The sequence below is a fragment of the Acidovorax sp. AC410 genome (assembly GCF_979253235.1).
Genome location: NZ_CEEDCG010000001.1, coordinates 5,684,409 through 5,704,991, shown reverse-complemented (window position 1 = coordinate 5,704,991; position 20,583 = coordinate 5,684,409). Strand labels below are relative to the sequence as shown.

At 68.9% G+C, this 20,583-nt stretch carries 15 protein-coding genes; 7 read left to right on the top strand and 8 right to left on the bottom strand.

The genetic code is table 11. From position 1 onward, the window contains the following. Positions 1-7 precede the first annotated feature (7 nt). Positions 8-1,576, bottom strand: a complete 1,569-nt coding sequence (locus AC0IZS_RS26445; protein ID WP_471638399.1) for a DNA-3-methyladenine glycosylase 2 family protein — start codon at positions 1,574-1,576, stop codon at positions 8-10. Positions 1,577-1,733: 157 nt separating this feature from the next. Here AC0IZS_RS26445 and AC0IZS_RS26440 point away from each other — a divergent pair, with 157 nt between their 5' ends. From AC0IZS_RS26440 to AC0IZS_RS26420, 5 genes are all read left to right on the top strand, one after another. After that, a complete protein-coding gene (locus AC0IZS_RS26440) occupies positions 1,734-3,122 on the top strand; it encodes a phosphomannomutase/phosphoglucomutase (RefSeq protein ID WP_471638398.1) in 1,389 nt (462 codons plus the stop codon). Positions 3,123-3,172: 50 nt separating this feature from the next. Next, entirely contained in the window at positions 3,173-3,940 is a 768-nt protein-coding gene (locus AC0IZS_RS26435; protein ID WP_471638397.1) for a carbon-nitrogen hydrolase family protein, read from the top strand. An 8-nt stretch (positions 3,941-3,948) separates the two neighbouring features. Next, on the top strand, positions 3,949-5,292 hold the full coding sequence (locus AC0IZS_RS26430; RefSeq protein WP_471638396.1) for a 3-deoxy-D-manno-octulosonic acid transferase: 1,344 nt from the start codon (positions 3,949-3,951) through the stop codon (positions 5,290-5,292). Further along, complete coding sequence (locus AC0IZS_RS26425; RefSeq protein ID WP_471638395.1) at positions 5,285-5,743, top strand: GNAT family N-acetyltransferase; 459 nt, start codon at positions 5,285-5,287, stop codon at positions 5,741-5,743. The genes AC0IZS_RS26430 and AC0IZS_RS26425 overlap by 8 nt, the downstream gene beginning before the upstream one ends. Positions 5,744-5,907: 164 nt before the next feature. Further along, positions 5,908-8,310 carry a penicillin acylase family protein gene (locus AC0IZS_RS26420; RefSeq protein ID WP_471638394.1) on the top strand — a complete coding sequence of 801 codons (2,403 nt, stop codon included), beginning with the start codon at positions 5,908-5,910 and terminating at the stop codon, positions 8,308-8,310. A 22-nt stretch (positions 8,311-8,332) separates the two neighbouring features. Here AC0IZS_RS26420 and AC0IZS_RS26415 read toward each other — a convergent pair whose 3' ends face one another. Continuing rightward, complete coding sequence (locus tag AC0IZS_RS26415) at positions 8,333-9,745, bottom strand: ATP-binding protein (RefSeq protein ID WP_471638393.1); 1,413 nt, start codon at positions 9,743-9,745, stop codon at positions 8,333-8,335. Next, positions 9,745-10,431: a response regulator gene (locus AC0IZS_RS26410; RefSeq protein ID WP_471638392.1), complete on the bottom strand. Its 687-nt coding sequence runs from the start codon at positions 10,429-10,431 to the stop codon at positions 9,745-9,747. The genes AC0IZS_RS26415 and AC0IZS_RS26410 overlap by 1 nt, the downstream gene beginning before the upstream one ends. A gap of 212 nt (positions 10,432-10,643) precedes the next feature. Between AC0IZS_RS26410 and AC0IZS_RS26405 the strand changes: the two genes are divergently transcribed. Then, positions 10,644-11,222 (top strand): outer membrane beta-barrel protein, encoded by a 579-nt coding sequence (locus tag AC0IZS_RS26405; RefSeq protein WP_471638391.1) that lies wholly within the window; start codon positions 10,644-10,646, stop codon positions 11,220-11,222. 42 nt (positions 11,223-11,264) lie between these two features. On the opposite strand, the gene AC0IZS_RS26400 is transcribed toward AC0IZS_RS26405, so the two are convergent. Then, the gene (locus tag AC0IZS_RS26400) at positions 11,265-13,190 is read right to left on the bottom strand and encodes a PhoX family protein (protein ID WP_471638390.1); all 1,926 of its coding nucleotides are present in this window, start codon (positions 13,188-13,190) and stop codon (positions 11,265-11,267) included. Positions 13,191-13,380: 190 nt separating this feature from the next. On the opposite strand from AC0IZS_RS26400, the gene AC0IZS_RS26395 reads away from it, so the two are divergent. Next, positions 13,381-14,874, top strand: coding sequence for a CYTH and CHAD domain-containing protein (locus AC0IZS_RS26395; protein ID WP_471638389.1), 1,494 nt, complete (start codon positions 13,381-13,383; stop codon positions 14,872-14,874). Positions 14,875-14,884: 10 nt separating this feature from the next. Here the strand turns inward: AC0IZS_RS26395 and AC0IZS_RS26390 are convergent, their stop codons facing one another. Genes AC0IZS_RS26390 through AC0IZS_RS26375 form a run of 4 tightly spaced genes read right to left on the bottom strand, consistent with a single transcriptional unit; the run spans position 14,885 to position 20,577 of the window. Beyond that, positions 14,885-16,210: a TolC family outer membrane protein gene (locus AC0IZS_RS26390; RefSeq protein WP_471638388.1), complete on the bottom strand. Its 1,326-nt coding sequence runs from the start codon at positions 16,208-16,210 to the stop codon at positions 14,885-14,887. A 54-nt stretch (positions 16,211-16,264) separates the two neighbouring features. Then, entirely contained in the window at positions 16,265-16,618 is a 354-nt protein-coding gene (locus AC0IZS_RS26385; RefSeq protein WP_471638387.1) for a rhodanese-like domain-containing protein, read from the bottom strand. A 24-nt stretch (positions 16,619-16,642) separates the two neighbouring features. Further along, complete coding sequence (locus AC0IZS_RS26380) at positions 16,643-17,353, bottom strand: protein-L-isoaspartate O-methyltransferase family protein (RefSeq protein ID WP_471638386.1); 711 nt, start codon at positions 17,351-17,353, stop codon at positions 16,643-16,645. A gap of 23 nt (positions 17,354-17,376) precedes the next feature. Continuing rightward, positions 17,377-20,577 (bottom strand): efflux RND transporter permease subunit, encoded by a 3,201-nt coding sequence (locus AC0IZS_RS26375; protein WP_471638385.1) that lies wholly within the window; start codon positions 20,575-20,577, stop codon positions 17,377-17,379. Positions 20,578-20,583: the final 6 nt, after the last annotated feature.

The following is a 20,583-nucleotide window of genomic DNA, read 5'->3' as shown; positions in this document are numbered from 1 at the left end:
GGCCGATTCAAAGTGGTTTTTGCGCGGCAGCGCCGGGCAGGGGCAGTTCTGCCCAGGCGCGCAGCACGGCGTAGCTGCGCCAGGGGCGCCAGGCGTTGGACGCCTCGGTGGCGGCGCGGGCCGGGTTCTTCTGGCCCTGCACGCCCAGGGCCTTGTGCAGTGCCACGTCGCCCGCCGGAAAGGCATCGGGCCAGCGCAGCACGCGCATGGCGATGTACTGGGCCGTCCAGTCTCCGATGCCGGGCAGGGCGCACAGCGCCGCCGTGGTGCTGGCCACGTCGGCACCGGCGTGAAGAGACAGGGCCCCGCTGTCCACCGCCTGCGCCAGTGCCACGATGGCCGCCTGGCGCTGGCGCACGATGCCCATCTGACCGAGCACCTCGCCTTCGACACGGGCCAGCACGGAGGGGGGCGGGAACAGCCGGCTCAGTTCAGGCCACGGTGTTGCGATGGGCTCGCCCAGCCGCTCCACCAGCCGCTGGCCCAGCGTGCGGGCGGCGGCCACCGTGATCTGCTGGCCGAGCACAGCGCGCACGGCCAGCTCGAAGCCATCGAAGGCGCCAGGCACGCGCAGACCGTCGCCTTCGGGAAAGCGCGCGTGCAGCACCGCATTGATGGCACCAGGCTCGGCATCCAGGTCCAGCATGGCGCGCACCCGGGCGATCACCACGGGCAGCACCGGGTACAGGCTGTCGCTGGTCTGCAGCAGCACTTGGTGGCGCGCGGTATCGAAGCGTGCGCTGAGCCAGCCGGTGACCTCCATCCCTCCGGTCACGGCAGGGGGCAGGCGCACCGTGCGCCGCAGGGCAGGGGCGCCATCGCCCTCCTGCTGCACCCATTCCACCCCGAGGAAGCGGCGCCGCTCGAAGAAGGCCAGCAAGGCCGCCACGTCCAGCGGCGGGCGATAGGCCAGGCGCAGCGTGCCGGTGCAGGTGGCGCCCTGCGGGCTGCCGTTCTTGCGCAACTGGCCCGGGTTGAGCCCATAGTGCTCGGCAAATGCTGCATTGAAGCGGCGCACGCTGCCAAAGCCGCTGGACAGTGCCACCTGGGTGATGGGCAGGGGCGTGTCGGTCAGCAACTGCTTGGCGGTGAGCAGGCGCCGCGTCTGCAGGTACTGCAGCGGCGAGACGCCCAGCGCTGCCTCGAAAATGCGGCGCAGGTGCCGGTCGCTCACGCCCAGGCGCTCGGCCAGCCGGGCGACGGTCGCCCCCTGGCTGTCTCGGGCCCAGCCCTCGGGGGCGTCGAGCAGGCGCACGGCCTGCTGCACCAGGATGCCCGAGGCGTCCTGCACCGACCAGGCCAGGGACTGGGGCGCCATCTCGGGCCGGCAGCGCAGGCAGGGCCGAAAACCCGCGCTTTCGGCCTGCGCCGCCATGGTAAAGAAGCGGCAGTTCTCGCGCCGCGGCGTGCGCACCGAGCACACAGGGCGGCAGTAGATGCCGGTGGACGTCACCCCCGTGAAGAAGCGGCCGTCGAAGCGGGCATCGCGGGTCTGCAGGGCCAGGTAGCGGCCCTCGTCATCCCCCGCTGGAGCGGCGGGCAATGGCGGGGCGAGGGGGCTGGGTGGCTGGGGCATGGGGGAATGATAGGCCCCGCCTACAGGCAGTCTGGCCGTTTTCGGACATGTGCCTCGGAGCGCCCTGGTCTACCGTTGAGGGGCATCCCCGGCGCAGCAGGGGGCGCCCCCTACAATCCAGCGCACCGTTCCAACGCTCACAGCAAAGGCCCCCCACGTGCAACCCACGCCCGCCATTTTCAAAGCCTATGACATCCGCGGCATCGTGCCGGCAACCCTGAACGAAGAAGTCGCCCTGGGCCTGGGCCGTGCCTTTGGCACCGCAGCCCGTGCCGAAGGCCAGACGGCCGTGGCCGTGGGCCGCGATGGCCGCCTCTCCGGCCCGGCCATGTCGGCCGCACTGATCCAGGGGCTGGTGGAGGCGGGCATCGAGGTGATCGACGTGGGCATGGTCACCACCCCTCTGTTGTACTTTGCCGCCAGCACGCTGTGCAACAGCGGCATCCAGGTCACGGGCAGCCACAACCCGCGCGACTACAACGGCTTCAAGATGGTGCTCAATGGCCGCGCCATCTATGGCGAGGAGATCCAGTCCCTGCGCCGCACCATGGAGCAGGAAAGCTGGCAGCTCGCGGCCGGTGGCAGTGTGCGCCATGTGGACGTGCTGCCTGCCTACCGCGAGCGCATCACCGGTGACGTGAAGCTCGCCCGCCCGCTCAAGATCGTGGTCGACTGCGGCAATGGCATTGCCGGCGCCACGGCCCCGGACATCTTCCGCGCCCTGGGCTGCGAGGTGATCGAGCTGTTTTCCGAGGTGGACGGCAATTTCCCCAACCACCATCCCGACCCGAGCAAGCCCGAAAACCTGCGCGACCTGATCGCCGCGCTGCAGGGCAGCGACGCCGAGCTGGGCCTGGCCTTCGACGGTGATGGCGACCGCCTGGGCATCGTCACACGCGACGGCGTCAACATCTTCCCCGACCGGCAGATGATGCTGTTCGCTCAGGACGTGCTGTCGCGCGTGCCCGGTGGCAACATCCTGTTCGACGTGAAATGTACCCAGCGTCTGGCGCCGGCGATTGCCGCCGCGGGCGGCGTGCCGGTGATGTTCAAGACGGGCCACTCGCTGATCAAGGCGCGCATGAAGGAGCTCGACTCGCCCCTGGGCGGCGAGATGAGCGGCCACATCTTCTTCAAGGAGCGCTGGTACGGCTTTGACGACGGCACCTACGCCGGCTGCCGCCTGCTCGAGATACTGAGCCGCCATGCCGACCCGAGCGCCGTGCTCAACGCACTGCCCACGAGCTTTTCGACCCCCGAGCTCAACGTGGCCTGCGCCGAGGGCGAGCCGCACCGCCTCACGGCCGAGCTGCAGGCCCTGGCGGCCGGCAGCTTCAGCGCGCCAGCCGAGGTCAATACCATCGACGGCCTGCGCGTGGACTGGCCGGACGGCTTTGGCCTGATCCGCGCGAGCAACACCACGCCGGTGCTGGTGCTGCGCTTCGAGGGGCATACCGAGGCGGCGCTGGCACGCATCGAAGCGGCCATGCTGGCACTGCTGCACCGGGTCAAGCCCGACGCGAAGCTGGGCGCGGCTGCCCACTGATTTCCAGGCCCGATCCCATTTTTTCGAACGCGTTCTCCTTGACCACCCCCATGCCTTCCTTGCTGTGCATCGCCGCAGCGCAGTCGATTTCCGCTCCCGGTGAAATACGGGCCAATGTGCAGGGGCACCTGTCCATGGTGCACGAAGCAGCCCGCCATGGTGTGCAGCTGCTGGTGTTTCCCGAGCTGTCGCTCACCGGCTATGAGCCCACGCTGGTGGCCGGCCTGGTGCTGGATGCGCAGGACGCCGTGCTCGCGCCCCTGCGCGACGCCGCCCGTACCACCGGCATGGCGCTGGTGGTGGGCGCACCCGTGGCCCCGGTGGTGGCGGGGGACAGGCCGGCCATCGGAGCCTGGGTGTTCGGGGCCGATGGCAGCGCTGCCCTGTACCGCAAGCGCTACCTGCATCCTGGCGAAGAGCAGTTTGCCAGTGCGGGCAGCGAAGATGTCCACCTGCGCACGCTCGCGGGCCAGCCCACGGCGCTGGCCGTGTGTGCCGACACCACGCACCCCGAACACGCTCGGGCGGCACGGGATGGCGGGGCGGCCCTGTATGCCTGCGGTTCGGTGATCTCCGAGGGCGGGTATGCCAGGGATTCCAGCCAGTTGCAGGGCTACGCGGCCGACCTGGGCCTGGCCGTGCTCATGGCCAACCATGGCGCGCCCACCGGGGGCTACACCTGCGCTGGCCGCAGCGCCTTCTGGGCTCCCGGGGGCGAGGCCGTCGTGGCGGCACCGGGTGCGGGGGCATGCCTGGTCATCGCCTCCCGCCAGGGTCTGGCATGGCAGGGCCGCGTGGTCGACGTCGTCGCGCAATGAGGCCCCGAATGACCACCGCGCGCGCCCTGTATTCCATGGTGACCTGGGCCGCCCAGCCGTTGCTGCGCCGCAAGCTGCGCCGCCGTGCCGCGGCCGAGCCCGGCTATGCGGTCGCGGTGGGCGAGCGCTTTGGCCGCTACCCGCAGCCCATCGACAGCCTGGTGCTGCACAGCAGCACCGATCCGCTGGGCCAGTTCGTCTGGATCCATGCCGTGTCGCTGGGCGAGACGCGCGCGGCCGCCATCTTGCTGGCCGAGTTGCGCGCACAGTTGCCCGGCATGCGCCTGCTGCTCACCCATGGCACCGCCACCGGCCGTGCCGAGGGGGAAAAGCTGTTGCAGGCGGGCGACGTGCAGGTGTGGCAGCCCTGGGACACCCAGGGCGCCGTGCTGCGCTTTTTGCGCCAGTTCCGCCCGGCCATCGGCATCCTGATGGAGACCGAGGTCTGGCCCAACCTGGTGGCTGCCTGCCGGCAGCGCGGGGTGCCGCTGGTGCTGGCCAACGCCCGTTTCAACGAACACTCGCTGCGCAAGGCCCGGCGCGTGTCTCCCCTGGCGCGCCCGGCCTATGCCGCGCTGACCGCCGTGTACGCCCAGACCGAGGACGACGCCGAGCGCCTGCATGCCATCGGCGCGCAGGTGCATGGGGTGTTTGGCAACCTCAAGTTCGACGTGGTGCCCGATGCGGCGCAGCTGGAGCTGGGGCGCGCCTGGCGTGTACAGGCACTGCGCCCGGTGGCCATGCTGGCCAGCAGCCGCGAAGGCGAAGAGGCGCTGTGGCTGGACGCGGTGCGCGCCTGGATCACCTCGCGCGCAGATGCGGCGCAGCCCGTGCAATGGCTGGTCGTGCCCCGGCATCCGCAGCGCTTCGATGAAGTGCAGCAACTGCTCCAGAGTGCCGGCCTCACGGTATCGCGCCGCAGCACCTGGAGCCTGCAGCCCGAACCGGCGGACGTGTGGCTGGGCGACTCGCTGGGCGAAATGGCCCTGTACTACGGCATGGCCGACGTGGCGTTGCTGGGCGGCAGCTTTGCCCCGCTGGGCGGACAGAACCTCATTGAGGCCGCCGCCTGTGGCTGCCCGGTGGTGCTGGGCCCGCACACCTTCAATTTTGCGGAGGCGGCCGAGCTGGCTTGCGCCGCCGGGGCGGCGCAGCGCGTGCCCGACCTCAAGGCCGGGGTGGCGCAGGCCATGCAACTGGCGCGCGACCCCGCGCAACAGGCGGCTGCCAGCGAGCGCGCGGCCCGCTTTGCGCGCCAGCACCGGGGTGCCGCCCGCGCCACGGTGCGGGAGTTGCTGCAATTGGTGCGCCAGCGCACGGTGGGGCGGCATGAAGACGCCGCCGATGCCTGAGCCGCAACCGCCGTCGCCGCACATCCGCACGGCGGTGGCGGCCGACGCGCCGGCCATCGCTGGTTTGATGGGGCAATTGGGCTACGAGGCCAATGAGGCGCTGATCGTCCGCAAGCTCGCGATCCTGGTCGCGAATGCCTGTGACAGCGTGCTGCTGGCCGAGGTCGATGGCTGTGTGGCCGGCGTCATCAGCCTGCACGTGATGGAGCTTTTCCACGCCGAAGGCCGCATCGGCCGCATCACCTCGCTGGTGGTCGATGCCGGGCACCGGGGCCGCGGGGTAGGGGAGGCACTGGTCGCCGCAGCCGACCGCTTCTTCACCGGACAGGGCTGCGTGCGCGCCGAAGTGACCAGCGGCGATCACCGGCCTGCGGCCCATGCTTTCTATGCAGCGCAGGGGTATGCACCCGATGAGCGGCGCTTTCTCAAGCGCTACACCGCGCCCGCCTGAGCCCGCGCCCGTGCAGGGGCGTTCAGCCTTCCTTCAGCAAGGCTTCACCTGGCGCCAAGCCTGGATTCCTATCGTGCTGGTGGTGCCGCAGCAAGGGGCTGCGGCTGTTTCCAACCAGGCACTCCATGAATTCTCACTCTTTGCGCACCTCGCTTTCGCATCCCTTGGCTTCCCGAACCCGCCTGCATCGGCAGGCCTGGTGGTGGGGGATGTGTGCCGGCACCGCGGCGGCGCTGGCGGCCTGTGGCGGCGGCGGGCAGGCAGGCCCGGTGTCCGGCGGCGGCTACAAGGCGGAGATCCGCCGTACCGCCCATGGCATACCGCACATCGAGGCCGATGACGAGAAGGGCATCGGCTACGGCGTGGGGTACGCCTATGCGCAGGACAACTTCTGCCTGCTGGCCGAGCACTTCGTCACCGTGCGGGGTGAACGCTCGCGCTACTTTGGCGAGGGGGACCCGCCAACGCCAGGGCAGGGAGTGCAGCCCGTCAACGTGGTGTCCGACCTGTTCTACCAGCACCTCAACGACGAGGCCAGCGTGCGTGCGGCCTGGAGCGCCTACAGTGAACCGGCCCGGGCGATGTTCAAGGGTTTCGCTGCGGGCTACAACCGCTACCTGCGCGACACCGGGGCCGCCGGCTTGCCAGCGGACTGCAAGGGCCAGGCCTGGGCACGCCCGGCGGACGACACCGACCTGGTGCGCCTGATGCGCGACTATGGCGCGATGAACGGCCTTTCCGACATGGCGCCCTTTCTGGCCCAGGCCTTGCCCCCTGGGGGCGGTGGCAAGGCGGTGCAGGCCGCGCCGCAGGCGTCCGGCGCGGCCTCGCTGCAGTCGCTGTTGCGAAAGCCCGCCACGGGCAGCAACGGCATCGCACTGGGCAGCGATGCCACCGACAACGGGCGCGGCCTGTTGCTGGGCAACCCGCACATCCCCTGGACGGGGGTGCTGCGCATGTACCAATTGCACCTGACCATCCCCGGCCGCATGGATGTGATGGGCGCCAGCCTGCCGGGCCTGCCGGTGGTGGGCATAGGCTTCACCCGTGATTTCGCCTGGACGCATACCACCAACACGGCTGCTCGGGTGATCTTCCACCAGTTGCAGCTGGACCCTGCGGACCCCACACGCTACCTGGTGGATGGGCGCAGCAAGCCGATGCAGCGCAAGGCCCTGCGGGTGGAGGTTCGCGGGTCCGATGGGCGCATGGCGACGCGTGAACACACCTACTACACGACCGAATTTGGCATGGTCATGGTCCACCCGCAGCTGCCCTGGGACAGACGGCACGCCTACACCGTGCGCGATTCCAATGCGGACAACCACCGCATGGCCGATCAGGCGCTGGCCATGAACCTGGCGCGATCGCTCGACGACATGAAGGAGGCGGTGCTGCGCACCGTGGGCAATCCGTGGAACAACACGCTGGCAGCAGATGCTGCCGGGCGCACACTGTTCATGAGCGCAACGCCCACCCCGAACGTCTCTGAACAGTTGCTGGTGGACTGCCGGCCCGACCATGCCGATGCCTTGCAGGACCTGCCTGCCCACGTGCTGCGCGGCGACACGGCGCGCTGCCAGTGGGCGAGCGACCCCGCAGCGCCGCAGGCCGGCATCTTTGCAGGCCGCGCCCTGCCGCTGCTGGAGCGCCGCGACTATGTGCAGAACTCCAACGACAGCGCGTGGCTTGCCAACCCCGTGGCCCCGCTCACGGGATTTTCTCCGCTGTTGAGCGTGGCCGGCACGCAGCAGGGTTTGCGCACGCGCCAGGGTCTGGCCTGGTTGCAGGCATCCCTGCAGCCGCGCAATGGCCTGCCCACGCGACGCGTGTCGCAGGGCCAGGTGGATAGCATGGTTCTTGACAACCGTGTCTACCTGGCCGAGCTGGTGCTGGACGACATGCTCTCGCTGTGCCCGGGCGGCAGCGCTGCGTTGCTGCCTGCAGCCACGGCCGAACTGCTGCAGGCCTGCTCGGCGCTCAGGGCCTGGGACCGGACGGCCGGCGTCGATGCCGGCATTGGCTACGGCTACCTGGAAGATTTTGCGCAGTCGTTCCTGCGCGGAATGCCGGATGTCTGGCGTGTGGCGTTCGATCCCTCCGACCCGGTGAATACTCCGCGCGGCCTGCGTGTGGAGCAACCCGCCGTGGCGGCCCAGGTCCGTGCCGCCATGGAGGCTGCCGTGCGCAACGTGGCCGCAAGCGGCTGGGCGCCAGGCCAGCGCTGGGGCGACATCCAGGGCGTGACGCGGGGCGGGCGGCGCATTCCCGTGCCGGGGGGAGGCGAAGATCTGGGCGTGTACAACATGATGTACAGCCTGGACATTACCGGCAAGGGCCCGCGGGAGACCATGTTTGGCGCGAGCTATCTGCAATCGGTGGGCTTCACGGCCGAGGGGCCGCGCGCCAGGGCACTGCTGGCCTACTCCCAGTCGACCAACCCGGACTCCGCCTGGTTTGCCGACCAGACGGAACGCTTTGCGCGCCGCGAATGGGTGGACCTGCCTTTCACGCGCGCGCAGATCGGTGCGCAGCCCGCTGTGTCGCGCAGTGTGATCACCGAGTGATGCCGCGCTGGCGCCTGGCGGATCAATCCGCCGGGTGCTTGCCGGCCACCAGGGGCAGGGCGACGAGCACCTGGAGCCCGCCACCCGGGCCATCGTGCAGGCTGACGCGGCCTGCATGCCGGGCCACCACGTTCTGCACGATGGCAAGCCCCAGGCCGCTGCCGCTTTGTGCCTGGTCGGGCACGCGGAAGAACCGGTCGAACACCCGGTCACGCCATTGGGCGGGGATGCCGGGGCCACTGTCGCAAATGCCCAGCAATGCTTCGGAGCCTGCGTCCTGCAGCCGCACGGACACGGTGCTTCCCCGCGGGCTGTATTTGATGGCGTTGTCCACCAGGTTGTCGACCATGGAGATCAGGCCTTCGCGCTCCGCGCACACCGTCAGGGCCGGGGCCGCTGCGAGCTCCAGTTCCACGCCTGCGGCTGCGGCGATCCCGTCGAGTTCTGCCAGCCGGTCTTGCACCAGGGTGTCCAGACGCAGCGGTTGCGGCGCGCTGGCATCGGCGGTGGCGTCTGCGCGCATCAGCTGCAGCAACTGCTGGACCATGCGGGTGGCGCGCTGGTTGCTGCGCAGAAGGCTTTCCATGAGATCGCGCTGGCGCAGGTCGCTGGACTGCTGGTACAGGGCCTCCACGTTGACGCGCATGGCCGCCAGCGGGGTGCGCAGTTCGTGGGCTGCGTCGGCGATCAGGCTGCGTTCGCGCGCTGCGCTGCTCTGCACGCGCGCAAGCAGGGTATTGATGCTGCGCAGAAAGGGCTTGAGTTCTGCGTGGCGCGGCTGGAAGGTGAGCGGGGTCAGGTCGTGGGGCCCCCGGGTGGCGATTTCCTCGCTGGCACGCCGCCAGGGACGAAGCGCCACCCGAACCGACCACCAGGCTGGAAAGGCCAGGAACGGCAGGCTGACGAGCAGCGGCAGCAGGTAGTAGCCGCGCGAATTGAAGGTGATGAACAGCCGGGGGAGGTCGGGGATCGCAATGGCCACCTCCGCGCCCGTGGAGGGCGAGCGGCTGGTACGCATGCGCCAGACATGCCCATCGACCTCCACGTTTTCCACCACGTCCAGGTCCCTGTTGCGCACATCCGGCAGATCGGGGGAGGAGCGGTAGAGGGGCTGCCCCCCCTGCCACACGAACAGCGCCGGGGCGAACTTGCCGTCTTCTTCCCCGTCGCCATACTCCGAACGCAATGCGTCGTTGAAAGCCTTGAGGCTCTTGAGTTGCTGGTCTGGCGCGTGGGCAAGGTGGTCCGTGATCGACAGCGCCAACTGGTAGATGGGTTTGCTTGTCAGGAGTTCGTTGTCACGCTGGGCGCTCCACAGCAGCGCCACGAGCAGCACGGTCCACAGGGCGATCAGCACCACCATCTGTGCCAGCAGCAGGCGCCGGCCCAGCGAGGGCTGCACAAAACGGCGCAGGCGCACGCGCAGCCTGCGCATCACAGGCCTGCGCCCGCATCGGGCAGCCGCTGCGCATCCACCACATAGCCGATACCGCGCACGGTGCGTATGAAGCCCGGGCCGATCTTGCGGCGCAGGTTGGAGACATGCACCTCCAGTGCGTTGCTGCCGTTGTCCAGGCCTCCGGGCAGGACCTGTTCCTCCAGCATGCGGCGGGTGACCACCCTGTCCACCCGCCTGAGCAGCAGCGCCAGCAGGTCGAATTCGCAGCGCGACACCTCGATGGACCGGCCATCGAGGTGGGCGCGCCGGGTGGGTTCGTGCAGGGCCAGGCCGCGCAATTGCAGGGTGTCCTCGTCCAGGCCAAAGCTGCGGCGGGCGAGTGCGCGCACCCGCGACAGCAGCTCGGCCAGCGCAAAGGGCTTGACCAGGTAGTCGTCTGCCCCGTGGTCCAGGCCCTGCAGGCGGTCGCTCAGGCTGTCGCGTGCGCTGAGGATCAGCACCGGCAGGCGCTGGCGATTGCGCCGCTGGCGCAGCAGCAGGTCCAGTCCGTTGCCGTCCGGCAGCCCCAGGTCCAGGATCACCATGTCGAACAGGCTGCTGTCCAGTGCATGCATGGCATCGTCGAGACGGCGCACCCACACCACATCGGCATGGTGGTCGGCCAGCGCGATGCGCACCCCGTTGCCCAGGTCCAGGTCGTCTTCCACCAGCAGCAGTTTCATGGCTGTTTTTCTCCAAAGTGTCGTGCGCGTGCCGGCGAAGTATCCCCGAGGCGGACAGCCACTTCTTCAGCATTCCTTCATCCAATCCAAGCCCGCGTTCAGTTGCGCCAGGAACACTGCAAGGGTGCTGAATTGCAGCGGCCCGCCACGGTGCGGGAAGTGCCGCCAGCCAACTTGTTCAACAACCACCTATGACATCTGGAAAACTGACCATGCAGAAAACACTGTTTGCCCCTTTGCTGATCGCCCTGGCCCTGGGAGCCGCCCACGCCGCCGAGCCGGCACCCCACTCCGGCCCGTACGTCGGCGGTGCGCTGGGCATGTCCCGCTACAGCCTGGCCAGCCCGGGCGCCGCCCTGGTGAAGAAGGACACCACTGACCTGGGCATGAAGTTCTATGGCGGCTGGCGCTTCAACGAGAATTTCGGCCTGGAGGCGGGCTATGCGCGGCTGGGCAAGTTCAGCGAGCGCGTGCGCCAGAACGGCGTGGAGGTCGAGCAAAAGGGCTCGGGCCAGGTGTTCTACGCGGCAGCCACGGGCCGGATTCCGCTGAACGATTCCTTCGCACTCAATGCCCGGGCCGGCATCGCCCAGGGCCGTGTGGCTGGCACGAATGTGCTGTCGGCCTCGGCCAACCCCATCGGCCGCGAGCGCGGCCTGATGCTGGGGGCCGGGGCGGAGTACGCGATCTCGCGCAACCTGGCCATCACCGCCGATTACGACCACTTCGGCAAGCTGTCGCGAGCTGCCAAGGGGGGCTTGCTGACCGTGGGACTGCGCATGGGATTCTGAGGACCTGCCGCTGCCGACTGGGCGGTGGCCCTGGGGCGTCGCTTACGTCCCGACCACGCCGCCGTCGGCCTTGCGGATCACCACCGTGGCCGAACGCGGCCGGCCTGCGGGGCGCTGGTCGGGCCAGTTGGAGAACTTGCGCGGCTCAGCGGGGTCGCTGCGCTCGCTGGGGCTCTCGCCAGGGTGCTGGATGTTGATGAACATGGTCTTTCCATCGGGCGTCATGGTCGCGCCGGTGATCTCGCAACCCGAAGGGCCGACCAGGAAGCGGCGGATCTCGCCCGTGCGCGGGTCGGCCGCCAGCATGGCGTTGTTGCCCATGCGCGCCAGATCGCCCTTGCCCATGGCCGAGGTGGACATGTCGGTCTGCACCCAGAGCACGCCGCGGCCGTCGACCCACAAGCCATCGGGGCAGGCGAGCATATCGCCCTTGATACTGCCCTTGGCATCTGCGCGTTCGTTCGCCGGATCGCCGGCCAGGATGAAATGGTCCCACTGGAAGCGCGCGCCATCGAAATCCCCGGCTTCCTTCCAGCGAATGATGTTGCCCATGCTGTTGTTGGCACGCGGGTTGGCTGCATCGACGCCAGGCTGGCCTGCCGTGCCACGGCTGCTGTTGTTGGTCAGCGTGCAGTAGACGGAGCCGTCCTTGCCGATGGCGATCCACTCGGGGCGGTCCATCTTGGTGGCGCCCAGCAGGTCGCTGGCCTGGCGCGTCTTGATCAGCACCTCGCCGGCATCGGCGAAGCCGTTGGCGGCCGTCAGCGGGCCCTGGCCATGGGTCAGCGCCAGCCACTGGCCGCTGCCGTCGGCATTGAACCTGGCGACATACAGCGTGCCATGGTCGAGCAGCTCGGCGTTTTCGCGCGCGCCGCCCTTGCGGATCCTGTCCCGGCTCACGAACTTGTAGATGTACTCGAAGCGCGAGTCTTCGCCCGAGTAGACGACGGCGCGGCCGTCCTTGGTCACGGCCACCGTGGCGCCTTCGTGCGCGGCGCGGCCCAGCGCCGTGCGCTTGACCGGGGTGGAACTGGCGTTGAACGGGTCGATCTCCACGATCCAGCCGAAGCGGTTGGGTTCGTTGGGGTTCTTGGTGGCGTCGAAACGTGCATCGTGCTCGGCCCAGCGGTAGCCGGCGGGCTCGCCCTTGCGCAGGCCCCAGCGGGCCTCGTGGGCGTTGGGGGCGTCCGGGCCCTTGAAGTAATTGATGAAGTTCTCTTCGCAGGTCAGGTAGGTGCCCCAGGGCGTGATGCCACTGGCGCAGTTGTTCATGGTGCCCAGCGGGCGCATGCCGGCGGGGTCGGCCGCGGTGCGCAGCAGGGCGTGGCCGGCGGCCGGGCCGCCAAAGACCATGGGCGTGCGCGCGGTGATGCGGCGGGCCCAGGGCGAGGGGCGCACGATATCCCACTGGCCGTCGGCCTTCTGCTCTACCTCGATGACCGAGACGCCGTGGGCGGCCTGGGCCTTGCGCACCTTCTCGGCCGTCCAGGTCTTCATGCCATCGGCATGCAGCAGGCCGTCGTCGGTGTACTCGTGGTTCATCACCAAGAGGCCCTGGCGGCTGCCTTCCTGCGCGTAGAAGTGGATGCCATCGTGGTGCATGCCGAGTTGCGCTTCCTGCTCGGCGGCGGTGTTGGAGCCGTCTTCCTTGAAGGCCGGGTTCTCGCCCGACAGGCCCACGGGATCACCCCAGGGCGCGATGATCTGGGCCACATAGCCCTCGGGCACGACGATGCGGTCGGCCGTGCCGATGGGCACGCTCTTGAACCCCAATAGCGGGCCGCTGGGGATGCCGGTACCGCTGGCGCAACCGGGCAGCGACACGGCGGCCAGCGGCGCCAGCAGCCCGCCGACGGCCGAGGCCAGGCCGCCGCCGAGCAGCGTGCGCCGGCGCAGCGCCGACACTTCGTGGATGCTCGGGTTGCCCGAGCGGTTGCTGTCTTCCATCGCGGCGAAGTCTTTGGCCATGAAAATCTTTCGGTGGGGGAGGGAGTCGGGGTTTGTTCTTGCCGGGCGGGAGACAATGCGTGCAGCGCCTGCGCTGCGGCCCCTGGCCGCACAGCCATGCCTGGGGCCAGCAGCTTAGGTTTCCAAGATGGCGGTTTGATGACAGGCATGTATGCCGGGGCAAGGGCCGACCGATCACCGAGAAGAAAACATGGAAGTCGAATTCAAGTTCAATATCCCGCCCCGGCGCCTGGCGGCCGTGAAGGCCGCGGCCCGGCGCGGTGCCTCCACCGCCATCCGGCTGGAGGCGCGCTACTTCGACACCGCCGACAAGGCGCTGTCCTCGCGCGGCATCGCCCTGCGCCTGCGCAACGAGGGCGGGCAGTGGGTGCAGACCGTCAAGGCCATGGGCGATGGCCCGCTGGACCGCGAGGAGCACAACGTCACCCTCGACACCCCGCCAGCGCTGGCACGCCCGGCCCTGCATGCGGGCACCAAGGCCGGCGAGCGCCTGCGCGAGGCGCTGGACAGCGCGCAGGGCCCGCTGCTGGAGACCTACCGCACCGAAATCGACCGCACCTTGCGCAACCTGGCCTTTCGCGGCGGTGTCGTCGAACTGGCGTTCGACTTCGGCCGCATCGTGGCCCATGGCGGCACGGCGCAGGAAAAGCAGGCGCCGGTGTGCGAGCTGGAGCTGGAACTCAAGGAGGGACCGGTGGCCGGGCTCGTCGAAGTCGCCACCCAGTGGGCGGCCCAGCATGGCCTGGTGCTGAACACGGTGTCCAAGGCCGAGCGCGGCGAGCGGCTCATGGCACCGCAATGGGCAAGGCCCGCTGCCAAGGCCCGGCCCATGGCCGCCGGCAGCCATAAAAAGCAGTTTCTCAAGGGTCCGAGACTGCAGCGCGCCGTGCTGGCCAATTGCCTGGCGCAAATCCTGGCCAATGCCAGCGAGATCGTGGAAGGCTCGGCCGGCGAAGAGCATGTGCACCAGTTGCGCATTGGCATCCGGCGCCTGCGCACGGCACTGCGCGAACTCGATGCGCTGGCGCCGGGCCGCTTCGATCCCGCCTGGGAGCCGCCGCTGGTCGACGTGTTCCGCCGCCTGGGCCAGCTGCGCGACCGGGAACAGGCCCTGGACACCATCGGTGCCGAACTGCGCGAGGCGGGGGCGCCGAAGTCGGCAGCCCCGCCTGCGGGCGCCAAGGCGTCGCCCCTCGCCATCGTCAGCACGCCTGCCTTCCAGGCCGTGCTGATCGGCCTGATGGGTTTCACGGCCCAGGCCCTTGCGGCCGAGGATGACGGCACATTGGGCGCAGCCAAGACGCGGCGGTATTTGCACAAGCGCCTGCAGGCGCTGCGCGCCAAGGTCCACCGGGATGCGCGCCGCTTCGAATCCCTGTCGGTCGAGGAGCAGCACCGCGTGCGCAAGCGCTTGAAGCGCCTGCGCTTCCTGGCCGAGTTCGTCGCACCGGCGCTCGAGGGCGGGGCGGACGATTTCCTGGCCAGCCTGCAGCCGGCCCTGTCCGCACTGGGCCGGCTCAATGACGAGCAGGTGGCCAGCGCGCTCTACCGCAGCATGGCAGCCCAGGACCCCAAGGCCTGGTTCGGCGTGGGCTGGCTCGCGGCGCGGCGCGGGCAGTCTGTCAAGGCCACGAAAAAGGCCCTCTCCCGGATGGGAGAGGGCCCGCGCTTTCGCAAGGTCTGAGCAGTGACCGTCAGGGCATGAGCAGGGCGTTGATGGCCTGCACGTCTTCGATGGTGAGAGTGCCGGCGGCCTGGCGCAGCTTGAGCGTGCCCAGCAGCACGTTGTAGCGCGCCTGGGCCAGGTCGCGCTTGGTCTGGAACAGCTGGCTCTGGGCGTTGAGCACGTCGATGTTGATGCGCACACCCACCTGGTAGCCCAGCTTGTTGGCGTCCAGTGCGCTCTGGCTCGAAGCCTCGGCCGCCTGCAGGGCCTGCACCTGGCCCTGGCCCGACTGCACGCCGAAGAAGGCGGCACGGGTGGCCTGGGCGACATTGCGGCGTGTGGTCTCCAGGTCGGCGCTGGCCTTCTCTTCGAGGGCCAGGGTTTCCTTGACGCGGTTTTGCACCGAGAAGCCGGCGAACAGCGGCAGATTGAGGGCCAGACCCAGGCTGGCGTTGTTGGTGCGGCTGTTGATGCCCGGCGCGGTGATGGTGCCCGTGGGGTTGCGCTGGATGTTGTAGCCGGCCTGCAGGTCCACCGTGGGCAGGTGGCCGGTTTCGGCCTTCTTGGTCTCCAGGCGCGCGATGTCCAGCGCAATCGCGGCCTGGCGCACGCCGGGCTGCAGCTCACGGGCGGTGTCCACCCAGGTGATCACGTTGTCGGGCTGCACGGGGGGCAACTGCAGCGGCAGGGCCAGGGGCTTGGGCTGGGTGCCGGTGATGCCCACCAGTTGGTCCAGCGCGAGCTTCTTCACGCGCAGGTCGTTCTCGGCCGCGATTTCCTGGGCAATCACCAGGTCGTAGCGGGCCTGGGCTTCGCGCGAGTCGGTCACGGTGGAGGTGCCGACCTCAAAGTTGCGCTTGGCCGAGGCCAGTTGCTCGGATACGGCGGCCTTTTGTGCCTGCACGAAGGTCAGCGTGTCCTGCGCGGCCAGCACGTCGAAGTAGGCCTGGCTCACGCGCACCAGCAGGTCCTGGCTGGCGGCGTCGAGCTGGGCCTGGGCCACGTCCACGCCGCGCTGGGCCTGTTCCAGGTTGATGCGGTTGGCCGGGCGGTACAGGGGCTGCGAGGCATTCACGCCCAGGGTCTGGGTGGTGGCGGTGCGCTCGATGGACGGGCGGCTCACGTCGGTGTTGGCGCGCGAGACGCCGGCCGACAGGCCGGCACTGGGCAACAGGCCGGCGCGGGCCTGGTCGGCGCGGCGGGCCGAGGCATCAAGCTGCAGCCGGGCCGACTGCCAGGCCGTGTCATAGGTGCGCGCAGACTCCAACAGCTCCGTCAGGCTCTGGGCCTGTGCGGGGGCGCACAAAGCAGCGCCCAGCGCCAGTGACAGGGGGAGTAGCCGGAACGATGTCATGGATGCCTTTCAGGAATATCTGCATGTCGGGTGGAACGAACGAGGGCGCGGGCCTCAGTAGCGCGGGACGGCCGGGTCGTTCTCATGCGACCAGGCGTCGATGCCACCGCTGATGTTGGCCAGCCGCTCAAAACCCTGTTGCTCCAGGAACGCCGCCACGCGCAGGCTGCGTGCCCCGTGGTGGCACAGGCAGGCGATGGGCGTGCCCGCGTCGCGGGCCGTGTCGAGTTCGGCCAGGCGGCCCGTGAGCTGCCCCATGGGGATGGCCACCAGCTCGAACCCGTCAGCGCGCACGCTGGCCGTCTGCAGTTCCCAGGGCTCGCGCACATCCAGCACCACGGGCCGGCTGCCAGCGGGGGCGGTGGCGAACCAGGCGGCGAGTTGGGCGGGGCGGATGTGCTCGATCATGCAAAAAACTCCAGAAAAGGCAGGTCAAAAAGTGAAGCCGGAGGGTTCAGGGAAGCCCACCAGGCGCGGCGCGATGGTGTCCCAGGGCGAAGTGGTCTCGAAACGCTCGCCGGTGCGGCGCGTCATGGTGAAACGCATCACGGGGTCGTTGCCCACGATGGCGCCCAGGCGACCACCGTCGCGCAGGTGCGAGAGCAGGGCAGCAGGCACTTCGGCCACCGAGCCGCTGAGCACGATCACGTCGAAGGGGCCATCGGTCGTACCGTTGGCGCCATCGGCCAGGCGGACTTCGGCGTTCTGCACACCGGCGCTGAGCAGGTTTTCGCGGGCCATCTCAGCCAGTTCGGGCACGATCTCGATCGACACCACCTGCTGGGCGCGGGCGGCCAGCAGCGCAGCCATGTAGCCCGAGCCGGAACCGATTTCGAGCACGCGGTCGGTGGGCCTGATCGCCAGGTCCTGCAGGATGCGGGCTTCCACGCGGGGCTGCAGCATGCTGTGGCCCAGGCGCACGGCGTCTTCGGCATCGCTGCCCAGGAGCGGCACCTCGATGTCCATGAAGGCCAGGCTGCGGTAGGCCGGCGGCACGAATTCCTCGCGGCGCACCACGGCCAGCAACTCCAGGATGTCGAAGTCGAGCACGTTCCAGGGGCGGATCTGCTGCTCGATCATGTTGTAGCGGGCCTGGGCGACGGGGTCGCTGGTGTTGGCAGACGTGTTCAGTGGCATGTTCATGGAAGTTCTCCGTGGGGCGGGTGTCAGGACAAACCCTCGATTTTACGGGCCTCGGGCGCCTTCTGACCGCGACCCATGCGCGCCAGGGCCCAGCGCGCCAGATCGTCCATGTAGCAATACACCACCGGCACCACCACCAGCGTGAGCAGCGAGGAGGTGATGACCCCCCCGATCACGGCCTGGCCCATGGGGGCGCGCTGCTCGGAACCCTCGGACAAAGCGAAGGCCAGTGGCACCATGCCGAAGATCATGGCCAGCGTGGTCATGAGGATGGGGCGCAGGCGCACGCGGGCGGCCAGCAGCAGGGCATCGGCCCGGGGCAGGCCGGGCACGGTGGCGCCGGTATCGTCGGTGTGCTCCTCGCGGGCGCGGATGGCGAAGTCCACCAGCAAAATGGCGTTCTTGGTCACCAGGCCCATGAGCATCACCACGCCGATGATGGAGAACATCGACAGCGTGGAGCGGAACATCATCAGCGCCAGCACCACGCCGATCAAGGTGAGCGGCAGCGAGGTCATGAGCGCCAGCGGCTGCAAGAAGCTGCGGAACTGGCTGGCCAGGATCATGTAGATGAAGACGATGGCCAACACCAGCGCCGAGATGGCGTAGCCGAAGGATTCGGCCATGTTCTTGGTGGAGCCGCCGAACTGGTAGCGGTAGCCGGGCGGAAAGTTCACGCTTTCCAGTGCCGTCTTGATGTCCGCCGACACCTCGCCGGCCGAGCGCTGCGAGACATTGGCGTTGATGGCCACCTCGCGCGTCAGGTCGCGGCGGTTGATCTGGTTGGCGCCGGTCGACTCGGTCACGCTGGCCACCTGGTTCAGGCGCACGATGCGCGTCGTGCCATCGGCGGCGCTCATGGCAAAGGGCAGGCGCTCCAGGTCCTGCGGGGCGGTGCGGGCTTCGGGCGCCAGGCGCACGTTCACGTCATAGGTCTGGTCGTCGGGCGCGCGCCAGTTGCCCACCGTGGTGCCGGCCACCAGGGTGCGCAGCGATGCCGCCATCTGCGCTACCGACAGGCCCAGGTCCGAGGCCGCGTCGCGCTTGATATCGAGGGCGATCACCGGCTTGTTGGGCTTGGCGCTGGTATCGAGGTCCACCAGGCCGGGGATGCCGCGGATCTTCGCGGTCACGGTGGCCGTCAGTCGCTCCAGTTCCTGCAGGTCGGGGCCCTGCAGCGAGAACTCCACCTGCTTTTGCCCGCCCACGGCGTCGAGCAGGCCCACGTGCGTGACGGTGATGCCGGGCACGGTCTTCAGGCGCTCGCGCAACACGTCGGACATGGCGTCCACGCTGCGGCTGCGGTCCTTGCGGTCCACCAGGCGCACGTAGATGTTGGCGTAGATCTTGCCCTGGGCGTTGCCGGTGTTGATGGTGGACAGCGTGTAGCGCACCTCGGGCAACTCGTGCAGGATGGCCTCCACCTGGGCCGCCTTGGCCTCGGTGGCCTCCAGTGACGAGCCCACGGGGGTGTAGAAATTGATCGAGGTCTCGGAGAAATCCGCCTTGGGCACGAACTCGGTGCCCAAGAGCGGCACCATGAAGATGCTCAGCACGAAGATGGCCAGCGCAATCGCCATGGTGGTCAGCTTGTGTACCAGCGACCAGCGCAGGATGTGCTGGTAGCCCTCGGCCAGGGCGTCGGTGGCGCGGTCGAACCAGCCCGTGATGCGGCCGATGGTCTTGTCGTAGAAGGTGACCGGCGTGGTCTTCTGGCCATGGCTGTGGATGCTCGGGTCATGCCAGATGCTCGACAGCATGGGATCGAGCGTGAAGCTCACGAACATCGAGATCATCACCGCCGCGACGATGGTGATGCCGAACTCGTGGAAGAACTTGCCGATGATGCCGCCCATGAAACCGATGGGCATGAACACCGCCACGATAGACAGGGTGGTGGCCAGCACCGCCAGACCGATTTCCTGCGTGCCGTCCATGGCCGCGTTGTAGGCGGACTTGCCCATCTGCACGTGGCGCACGATGTTCTCGCGCACCACGATGGCGTCGTCAATCAACAGGCCCACGCACAGGCTCAGCGCCATCAGCGTGATCATGTTGATGGTGAAGCCGAACATGTTCATGAACAGGAAGGTGCCGATCAGTGCGATGGGCAGCGTCAGGCCGGTGATCACGGTGGAGCGCCAGGAGTTCAGGAACAGAAAGACGATCAGCACCGTGAGGATGGCGCCCTCGATCAGCGTCTGGCGCACGTTGTTCACCGCCACGCGGATCGGGCGGGCGCTGTCGCCGATGGTCTCCAGGCGCACACCGGGCGGCAGCTGGTTGCGCAGCTCGACGACGGCGGCGTTCAGGCCGTCCACCACCTCGATGGTGTTCTCGCCCTGCGACTTCTGCACCGACAGGAGCAGCGTGCGCTGGCCGTTGTACAGCGCCAGGCTCTCCACTTCCTGCGCGCCGTCGTTGACGCGGGCGACCTGGTCCAGGCGCACCGGGGCGCCGTTCTTGCGCGCCACGATGATGCGGCCGAAGTCCTCGGGGCGCTCCATGCGCGCGTCGATCTGCACTACGCGCTCCTGCGCCAGCGAGCGGATGGCGCCCACGGGCAGGTCCTGGTTCTCGTTGCGCACGGCAGTGGCCACCTGGTCGGGCGTGACGCCGAAGGCCTCGAGCGCCTGCGGGTTCAGATAGATGTTGATCTCGCGCTTGGTGGCGCCCACCAGGTTCACGGCGCCCACGCCGCGCACGTTCTCCAGGCGCTTTTTCAGGATCTGCTCGGCCCAGGTGGTCAGCTCCACCGCGCTGCGCGTGGGGCCGCCGGCGGAGGCATCGGGCAGCACGGCCAGCGACCACACGGCCCGGCTGGCGGGGTCGAAGCGCAGCACGCGCGGCTCCTTGACCTCGGTGCGCAGCAGGGGGCGCACGGTGGCCACCTTCTCGCGCACGTCCTCGGCGGCCTTGCGGCCATCGATGTGCAGCTGGAACTCGATGATGACGACGGCCATGCCCTCGTAGCTGCGCGAGGTCAGGGCGTTGATGCCGGCGATGGAGTTGACGCCTTCCTCGATCTTTTTGGTGACCTCGCTCTCGACGATCTCGGGCGAGGCGCCGGGGTAGTCCACCGTGACCACCACCACCGGAAAGTCGATGTTGGGGAACTGATCGACCTTGAGCCGCTGGTAGGAGAACAGGCCCAGCACCACGATGGCGAGCATCACCATGGTGGCGAACACCGGGTTCTTGAGACTGACCTTGGTGAACCACATGGCGGG

Bases quoted from the DNA above. Each gene is read 5' to 3' on its own strand.
- AC0IZS_RS26425 (WP_471638395.1), top strand. From the start codon at position 5,285: ATGCCTGAGCCGCAACCGCCGTCGCCGCACATCCGCACGGCGGTGGCG.
- AC0IZS_RS26415 (WP_471638393.1), bottom strand. From the start codon at position 9,745: ATGCGCAGGCTGCGCGTGCGCCTGCGCCGTTTTGTGCAGCCCTCGCTG.
- AC0IZS_RS26390 (WP_471638388.1), bottom strand. From the start codon at position 16,210: ATGACATCGTTCCGGCTACTCCCCCTGTCACTGGCGCTGGGCGCTGCT.
- AC0IZS_RS26430 (WP_471638396.1), top strand. From the start codon at position 3,949: ATGACCACCGCGCGCGCCCTGTATTCCATGGTGACCTGGGCCGCCCAG.
- AC0IZS_RS26375 (WP_471638385.1), bottom strand. From the start codon at position 20,577: ATGTGGTTCACCAAGGTCAGTCTCAAGAACCCGGTGTTCGCCACCATG.
- AC0IZS_RS26405 (WP_471638391.1), top strand. From the start codon at position 10,644: ATGCAGAAAACACTGTTTGCCCCTTTGCTGATCGCCCTGGCCCTGGGA.
- AC0IZS_RS26410 (WP_471638392.1), bottom strand. From the start codon at position 10,431: ATGAAACTGCTGCTGGTGGAAGACGACCTGGACCTGGGCAACGGGGTG.
- AC0IZS_RS26445 (WP_471638399.1), bottom strand. From the start codon at position 1,576: ATGCCCCAGCCACCCAGCCCCCTCGCCCCGCCATTGCCCGCCGCTCCA.
- AC0IZS_RS26395 (WP_471638389.1), top strand. From the start codon at position 13,381: ATGGAAGTCGAATTCAAGTTCAATATCCCGCCCCGGCGCCTGGCGGCC.
- AC0IZS_RS26385 (WP_471638387.1), bottom strand. From the start codon at position 16,618: ATGATCGAGCACATCCGCCCCGCCCAACTCGCCGCCTGGTTCGCCACC.
- AC0IZS_RS26380 (WP_471638386.1), bottom strand. From the start codon at position 17,353: ATGAACATGCCACTGAACACGTCTGCCAACACCAGCGACCCCGTCGCC.
- AC0IZS_RS26435 (WP_471638397.1), top strand. From the start codon at position 3,173: ATGCCTTCCTTGCTGTGCATCGCCGCAGCGCAGTCGATTTCCGCTCCC.
- AC0IZS_RS26400 (WP_471638390.1), bottom strand. From the start codon at position 13,190: ATGGCCAAAGACTTCGCCGCGATGGAAGACAGCAACCGCTCGGGCAAC.